At 68.7% G+C, this 275-nt stretch carries 1 protein-coding gene; it reads right to left on the bottom strand.

What is annotated here, in order from left to right; translation table 11 throughout:
* A partial coding sequence (locus SB724_RS20030) for an FGGY family carbohydrate kinase (protein WP_410572578.1) occupies positions 1 to 275 on the bottom strand: 275 nt, incomplete at both ends.

The raw sequence follows: 275 nt of genomic DNA, 5'->3' as shown, positions 1-275 counted from the left end.
GACGGCCCGACCGGCAGCGGCCTTCCGCCTTCGCCGAGCACCACCAGCGAACAGGTCGCATCGAAGCCGAGACCGGCCACGGTCGCGGCATCGATACCTGAAATGGAAACGGCTTCGCGCACCGCCGCGCAGACTGCGGCCCAGATTTCGCTGCTCGACTGCTCGACCATCGAACCCGGCGCATGGAACAGCGTGATGTCCCGCTTGGCCGAGGCCAGCATCCGCCCGGTGAGGTCGAAAATGCCGGCGCGGGCGCTGCCGGTGCCGACATCGAC

The sequence above is a fragment of the Bacillus sp. SIMBA_031 genome (genome assembly GCF_046535225.1).
GTDB lineage: Bacteria > Bacillota > Bacilli > Bacillales > Bacillaceae > Bacillus > Bacillus velezensis.
Note: the sequence above shows the minus strand (reverse complement) of the source record. Positions and strands in the feature narration are given on the sequence as shown.